General features: G+C 69.8%; 9 protein-coding genes. All 9 read left to right on the plus strand.

What is annotated here, in order from left to right; all coding sequences use genetic code 11:
- Window positions 1–597: ATP-binding protein (locus RT323_RS15405; RefSeq protein ID WP_313410018.1), on the plus strand; the 597-nt coding region annotated here is incomplete at its 5' end.
- Window positions 598–685: 88 nt separating this feature from the next.
- A complete protein-coding gene (gene hpt / locus RT323_RS15410) occupies window positions 686–1240 on the plus strand; it encodes a hypoxanthine phosphoribosyltransferase (RefSeq protein ID WP_313410019.1) in 555 nt (184 codons plus the stop codon).
- A gap of 42 nt (window positions 1241–1282) precedes the next feature.
- Window positions 1283–3289 carry an ATP-dependent zinc metalloprotease FtsH gene (gene ftsH, locus RT323_RS15415; protein ID WP_313410021.1) on the plus strand — a complete coding sequence of 669 codons (2007 nt, stop codon included), beginning with the start codon at window positions 1283–1285 and terminating at the stop codon, window positions 3287–3289.
- A 9-nt stretch (window positions 3290–3298) separates the two neighbouring features.
- Complete coding sequence (gene folE / locus RT323_RS15420; RefSeq protein WP_313410023.1) at window positions 3299–3862, plus strand: GTP cyclohydrolase I FolE; 564 nt, start codon at window positions 3299–3301, stop codon at window positions 3860–3862.
- 19 nt (window positions 3863–3881) lie between these two features.
- Window positions 3882–4730: a dihydropteroate synthase gene (gene folP, locus RT323_RS15425; RefSeq protein WP_313410025.1), complete on the plus strand. Its 849-nt coding sequence runs from the start codon at window positions 3882–3884 to the stop codon at window positions 4728–4730.
- The gene (locus tag RT323_RS15430; protein WP_313410027.1) at window positions 4723–5130 is read left to right on the plus strand and encodes a nuclear transport factor 2 family protein; all 408 of its coding nucleotides are present in this window, start codon (window positions 4723–4725) and stop codon (window positions 5128–5130) included. Before folP ends, RT323_RS15430 begins: the two co-directional genes overlap by 8 nt.
- On the plus strand, window positions 5127–5504 hold the full coding sequence (folB, locus tag RT323_RS15435; RefSeq protein ID WP_313410029.1) for a dihydroneopterin aldolase: 378 nt from the start codon (window positions 5127–5129) through the stop codon (window positions 5502–5504). Before RT323_RS15430 ends, folB begins: the two co-directional genes overlap by 4 nt.
- The gene (gene folK / locus RT323_RS15440; RefSeq protein WP_313410031.1) at window positions 5501–6064 is read left to right on the plus strand and encodes a 2-amino-4-hydroxy-6-hydroxymethyldihydropteridine diphosphokinase; all 564 of its coding nucleotides are present in this window, start codon (window positions 5501–5503) and stop codon (window positions 6062–6064) included. Before folB ends, folK begins: the two co-directional genes overlap by 4 nt.
- A 7-nt stretch (window positions 6065–6071) precedes the next feature.
- Window positions 6072–6560 carry a DUF3180 domain-containing protein gene (locus RT323_RS15445; protein ID WP_313410032.1) on the plus strand — a complete coding sequence of 163 codons (489 nt, stop codon included), beginning with the start codon at window positions 6072–6074 and terminating at the stop codon, window positions 6558–6560.
- Window positions 6561–6912: the final 352 nt, after the last annotated feature.

Genomic DNA, 6912 nt, shown 5'->3' on the forward strand with positions numbered 1-6912 from the left:
GTGCTGCTCGCGCACACGCTCGACGACCAGGCCGAGACGGTCCTGCTCGGGCTGGGCCGCGGATCGGGCCCGCGGGCCATCCAGGGCATGCGTCCCGCCAACGGCCCGCTGCGCCGTCCCTTCCTGTCCTTGCGCCGTGCCGAGACGGAGCGGATCTGCCGCCTGCACGACCTGGACTGGTGGCAGGACCCGCACAACGACGACCCCGCGTTCCGGCGCGTGCGGGTCCGGCGCGAGCTGCTGCCGCTGATGGAGGACGTGCTCGGCGGGGGAGTGGCCGAGGCCCTCTCCCGCACCGCGGACCTGGTCCGGATGGACGCCGACGCGGTCGACGGCCTGGCCACCCGGGCGATGCCGGGCTCCGGCGGGATCGAGGACCTGTGGACGTTCGCCGACCTGGCCGCGCCGGTCCGGCTGCGCATCTGGCGCCGACTCGCCATCGACGCCGGCGCCTCGGCGGGCGAGCTGTCCCACGGGCACACGCTGTCCCTCGACGGACTGCTGCAGGCCCGCGGCGGCACCCGCATCGAGCTGCCCGGCGGCGTGACCGCGGTCCGCGAGGGCGACCGTGTCCACTTCGTGGCCCGAGATCTCTAGTCGTGTCCAGCCCGGGTCGCTGGATCGGGACCGAAACGGGTTGGCGCCTCGTGCACCCGCGTGCGTCCGCGGTGGCTAAGGTGACAGCGTGGACACCTCGCACGTCGAAGCCGACCTCGACCTGACCAAGACGCTCTTCACCGAGGAGCAGATCCAGACCCGGCTGGCCGAGATGGCGCGGCAGATCGAGGCCGATTACGAGGGCCGCGACATCCTGCTCGTCGGCGTCCTCAAGGGTGCGGTCATGGTGATGGCCGACCTCTCGCGCGAGCTGAACCGCCACGTCGAGATCGACTGGATGGCGGTCTCGTCGTACGCCGGCACCAAGTCCTCCGGCGTCGTCCGGATCCTCAAGGACCTCGACACCGACCTCGACGGGCGCCACGTGCTGATCGTCGAGGACATCATCGACACCGGCCTCACCCTGTCGTGGCTCGTGGCCAACCTGCGGTCCCGCGGACCCGCCTCGGTCGAGATCGCGACCCTGTTGCGCAAGCCCGAGGCCGTCGAGATGCCGGTCGACGTCAAGTACGTCGGATTCGACATCCCGAACGCGTTCGTCGTCGGCTACGGTCTGGACTTCGACGAGAAGTACCGGAACTTGCGCAGTATCGGCACACTGGCCGAGCACATGTACTCCTGAGCACGACGGACGGAACCCCTCCTGCATGAACGACGCGACCGCATGAACTTCAAGAACATGTTCAAGGGACCGTGGCTGTGGATCATCCTGATCGCGGCCGTGGTCATCGGCGTGCTCTCCTTCTCGTCCTCGGCCGACGGCTATCGCGAGGTCAAGACCTCCACGATGGTGGGCTACCTCGATGACGAGAAGCTCAAGGAGGTCACGTTCGTCGACGGCGACCAGGAGATCCGCGCGACGCTCAAGGGCGACGAGGAGAAGCAGGTCAAGGCCACGTGGCTCGGTGACCAGGGCATCGAGCTCGTCACCAAGGCGCAGGCGCTCGACGACGCCGACAAGATCGAGTCCTACAACGTCAAGGTGCCGCCGAAGAACACCATCTTGTCGGTCCTGCTGAGCTTCCTGCCGTTCGTCATCTTCATCCTGATCTTCCTGTGGCTCATGAACTCGATGCAGGGCGGCGGCGGTCGCGTCATGCAGTTCGCCAAGTCCAAGGCGAAGCTCATGACCAAGGACACGCCACAGACCACGTTCGCCGACGTCGCGGGCTGCGACGAGGCGATCGAGGAGCTCGGCGAGATCAAGGAGTTCCTGCAGGAGCCGGCCAAGTTCCAGGCCGTCGGCGCCAAGATCCCCAAGGGCGTGCTGCTCTACGGTCCTCCCGGCACCGGCAAGACGCTGCTCGCGCGCGCCGTCGCCGGCGAGGCGGGCGTTCCCTTCTACTCCATCTCGGGCTCGGACTTCGTCGAGATGTTCGTCGGCGTCGGCGCCAGCCGTGTCCGCGACCTGTTCGAGCAGGCCAAGGAGAACGCGCCGGCCATCGTCTTCATCGACGAGATCGACGCCGTCGGACGTCACCGCGGCACCGGCATGGGCGGCGGTCACGACGAGCGTGAGCAGACCCTCAACCAGTTGCTGGTCGAGATGGACGGCTTCGACGTGCGTGGCGGGGTCATCCTGATCGCGGCGACCAACCGTCCCGACGTGCTCGATCCCGCGCTGCTGCGCCCCGGCCGTTTCGACCGCCAGATCGCCGTCGAGGCCCCCGACCTCGCGGGCCGCACCCAGATCCTCAAGGTCCATGCCCGCGGCAAGCCGATCGGCCCCGGCGTCGACCTCGAGGCCGTCGCGCGCCGCACCCCCGGCTTCAGCGGCGCCGACCTCGCCAACGTGCTGAACGAGGCCGCACTGCTCACCGCGCGCGGCGCCGCCACGACGATCGACAACGCCGCGCTGGACGAGGCGATCGACCGCGTGATCTCGGGCCCGCAGAAGCGGTCGCGCCTGATGAACGAGCACGAGCGGCTCGTCACGGCGTACCACGAGGGCGGCCACGCGCTGGTCGCGGCGGCGCTGCCCCAGAGCGACCCCGTGCACAAGATCACGATCCTGCCGCGTGGGCGGGCCCTCGGCTACACGATGGTGCTGCCCGACGAGGACAAGTACAGCCAGACCCGCGCCGAGCTGCTCGACAAGCTGGCGTACATGCTCGGCGGCCGCGCCGCCGAGGAGCTGGTCTTCCACGACCCGACGACGGGTGCCGGCAACGACATCGAGAAGGCCACGAACCTGGCCCGCGCGATGGTCACCCAGTACGGCATGAGCGAGCGCATCGGCGCCGTCCGCTTCGGCGAGGACAACGGCCAGCCGTTCCTGGGTCGCGACATCGGCCATTCGCGCAACTACTCCGAGGACGTCGCCGCGGCGATCGACGACGAGATCTCCGAGCTGATCAAGCAGGCCCACCAGGAGGCGTTCGACATCCTCGTCGAGAACCGCCACGTGCTGGACCAGCTCGTCCTCGAGCTGATGGAGAAGGAGACGCTCGACAAGGGCGAGGTCGCGCGCATCTTCGAGGCGCTCAACCGTCGCGAGATCCGTCCGGCGTGGACGGGCTCGGAATCGCGTCGTCCGTCGTCCCAGCCGCCGATCGTGGTGCCCGCGCGCAACGGCGACGTCCCCGAGAGCGGCATCGTCATCGGTCCCGACTCCGGTTCCGATGCACCGCCCGCCGACCAGCCCCAGCCGGGCGAGTCCCCGAACGCCTGAGGAGCCAGCGTGAGCGTCGACCTACCCCGTGCCGAGGCGGCCGTGCGCGAGCTGCTCGCGGCGATCGGTGAGGATCCCGAGCGCGACGGCCTGGAGGCCACGCCCGCGCGGGTCGCCCGCTCGTACGCCGAGATCCTGTCCGGTTACGACCAGGACGCCCGCGAGGTGCTGTCCACGGTGTTCGAGGTCGGCCACCGCGAGCTGGTCCTGGTCAAGGACATCGAGCTGTGGAGCCTGTGTGAGCACCACATGGTGCCGTTCTTCGGCGTCGCGCACGTCGGCTACATCCCGGGCGAGAAGGGCCACGTGACCGGCCTGTCGAAGCTCGCGAGGCTCGTCGACGTGTACTCGCGCCGCCTGCAGGTGCAGGAGCGGCTCACGACGCAGATCGCCGAGGCGATGGTCGACGTCCTCGAGCCGCAGGGCGTCGTGGTCGTGATCGAGGCCGAGCACCTGTGCATGACGATGCGCGGCGTCGCCAAGGGCGGTGCCCGCACGATCACCAGCGCGGTGCGCGGGCAGCTGCTCGACCCCGCGACACGCGCCGAGGCGATGAACCTCATCCACCGGTGACGACGGGGAAGGACCGACCGTGACGCTCCCGCTGGCCGGACTGCCGCAGGACCGCTGTGTCGTGATGGGCGTCGTCAACGTGACCCCCGACTCGTTCTCCGACGGCGGTCGCTGGTTCGACCCGGGTGCCGCCGTCGAGCACGGCCTCGAGCTCGTGCGCCACGGGGCCGACCTGGTCGACGTGGGCGGCGAGTCGACGCGTCCGGGGGCCCTGCCCGTCGACCGTGACGAGGAGCTGCGCCGGGTCGTGCCCGTCGTGCGGCGGCTCGCGGACGCCGGGGTGCTGGTGTCGGTCGACACGATGTGGTCCGCCACCGCCGAGCAGGCGCTCGAGGCCGGTGCGGCGATCGTCAACGACGTCTCGGGCGGCCGGGCCGACGAGCGGATGATCCCGCTGGTCGCGCAGGCCGACGTCCCGTTCGTCGTGATGCACTGGCGCGCCCACTCGCCGCAGATGCAGCAGCACACGCAGTACGACGACGTCCTCGAGGACGTGCTGGCCGAGCTCGCCGCCCAGGTGCGCGCCGTGCTCGACGCCGGGGTGGCGCCCGAGCGTGTCGTCGTGGACCCGGGGCTGGGGTTCAGCAAGACGGGCGACCAGAACTGGACCCTGCTGGCGCACCTGCGCAGGTTCGCGGCGCTGGGGCATCCGCTGCTGGTCGCCGCCAGCCGCAAGGGCTTCCTCGGCAGCCTGCTCGCCGACGAGCATGGGCCGAGGCCCGTGATGGAGCGTGAGGACGCCACCGCCGCGATCAGCACGATCTCGGCGATGGCGGGTGCGTGGGGCGTGCGGGTGCACGACCCCCGGCGCAGCGCCGACGCGGTTCGCGTCGTGGCCCGACTGCGCGCGGAGGCGGCGCATGCCTGACGTCCTGACGGCGCACCGCAGCTTCTACGACGCGATCGAGACCGGCGACGTGGACCTGATGTCCGCGCTGTGGGTCGACGACGACGCCACGATGTGCGTCCATCCCGGCGCGAAGCCGCTGTACGGGACGGATCGGATCCTGCGGTCGTGGACCGTCGTGATGGCGGGCGTCGGCTACATCCAGTTCTTCCTGACCGATGTCGAGGTGACCTTGTTGCCGCCCGACGACCCGAACACGGCGGTCGTGGTCTGCACCGAGAACATCCTCTCCGACGCCGGCTCCGTCGAGTCGTTCAGCGGGGGGCGAGCCGTGTGCACCAGCATCCTCGTGCGCCACGGTGCGGGATGGCGATTCTGGGCGCGGCACGCCTCGCCCCTGATGGGAGAGCAGGACTCATGACCCACGAGCACCCCGGCGACCGGATCGAGCTGCGCGGCCTGTCGGCCGTCGGCCACCACGGCGTCTTCGACCACGAACGACGCGATGGTCAGACCTTCGTGGTCGACATCGTGCTGTCGATCGACCTACAGCCGGCGGCAGAAACTGGCGACCTGACCCGGACCGTGCACTACGGCGAGCTGGCCGAGCAGGTGCACGCGATCATCACGGGGGACCCCGTGGATCTCATCGAGACCTTGGCCCTCCGTATAGTGAGCGTGTGTCTGGGCCACGAGCCCGTCCGCTGGGCCAGCGTGACGGTGCACAAGCCCGAGGCGCCGATCGAGGTGGCGTTCACCGACGTCACCGTGACGATGGAGCGGAGCAACAAGTGACCGAATCACCCACGCCGTACGAGCTCGACGCCGACACGATGACCGGCGGCATGCGACCCATCCGTCAGGCGGTGCTCTCGATCGGCTCGAATCTCGGCGATCGGGCCGCGCGTCTGCAGGGAGCCGTCTCGGCCCTGGAGGACACCCCCGAGGTGACCGTCGTCGCGATCTCGTCGGTCTACGAGACCGACCCGCTCGGCGCACCCGAGGGTTCGGGCTCGTTCCTCAACGCCGTGGTCCTGATCGACACGACCCTGACCGTGCACACGCTGCTCGACCGCGCACTGGCGATCGAGGACGCGTTCGGCCGTGAGCGCAGCGAGCCGGGTGCCCCGCGCACCCTCGACGTCGACATCATCGTGGTGGGCGACCGCATCGCCGACGACGACAGCCTGACCCTGCCGCACCCGCGGGCCCACGAGCGCGGCTTCGTGCTCGTCCCGTGGCTCGAGATCGACCCCGAGGGCGAGATCCCCGGCCACGGCTTCGTCGCCGACCTCATCTCGGGCGTCGACACGTCCGGCGTGACGAAGCGCGAGGACGTCGAGATCATCTTGTGACCCACCGATGAGGAAGGTCCGGCGCAGCTCGCCGCTCTACGTCACGGGGATCGTGGCGTCGGGCCTGATCGTCGGGCGGCTCCTGCCGCCCCTGACCGTGCGGCTCGACGGGACGTCGCCGCCGGTGCCCGGCTGGGCCGCCACCATCGTGCTGCTGTGCGGGGCGATCGCCGTGGGCGCGCTCGCCTGGGGCACCTGGCGCGACCTGCACCGCCGCAAGATGCGCGTCGTCGCCGACCGCGCGATCCGGATGCTCGCCCTGGCCAAGGCCGCCGTCCTCGTCGGCGGGGTGTTCGCCGGTGGGTACGCCGGGTACGCGCTGGCCTACCTGGGCTCCTCCACCGAGCTGGGCGAGGAGCGCTTCTGGCGCTCGGCCGCCGCGGCGGGCGCGGCGCTGCTGTTGCTGGTCGCGGCACTGGTCCTCGAGTGGGCCTGCCGACTGCCGTCGGACGACGACGAGGAGGAGGCGGCGGACGCCGATCCGTCCCCCGCCTGACCACCCCGATCGGAGGCCGACCGCAGAAATTCCTTGCGGTTCGGGGTGTGACGCAGGCCGCAGCGGATCGATTTGCCAGAGCGCGAAACGTCTGTGTAATGTTCTTCTTGTTGCGCCGAGAGGGGCAGCGGAGCGCAGACCGAAGCGGTTAACGCCAGGAGCCCCACGGGGAGCCGGAAACTGGCCGCGGAAAACGTAGCGCATCATCGTGACCGAACCGGGTTTGACCCGCTGAAAACGGCGATGTAAATTAGACGAGTTGCCTCCAGGCTGATCCGGGAACGGTGAGGTTTGCGATGTGCGTCTGATCCTTGAGAACTCAACAGTGTGCCAAAAGTCGACGAATTATTTA

The sequence above is a fragment of the Aeromicrobium sp. genome (assembly GCF_032084975.1).
GTDB lineage: Bacteria > Actinomycetota > Actinomycetes > Propionibacteriales > Nocardioidaceae > Aeromicrobium.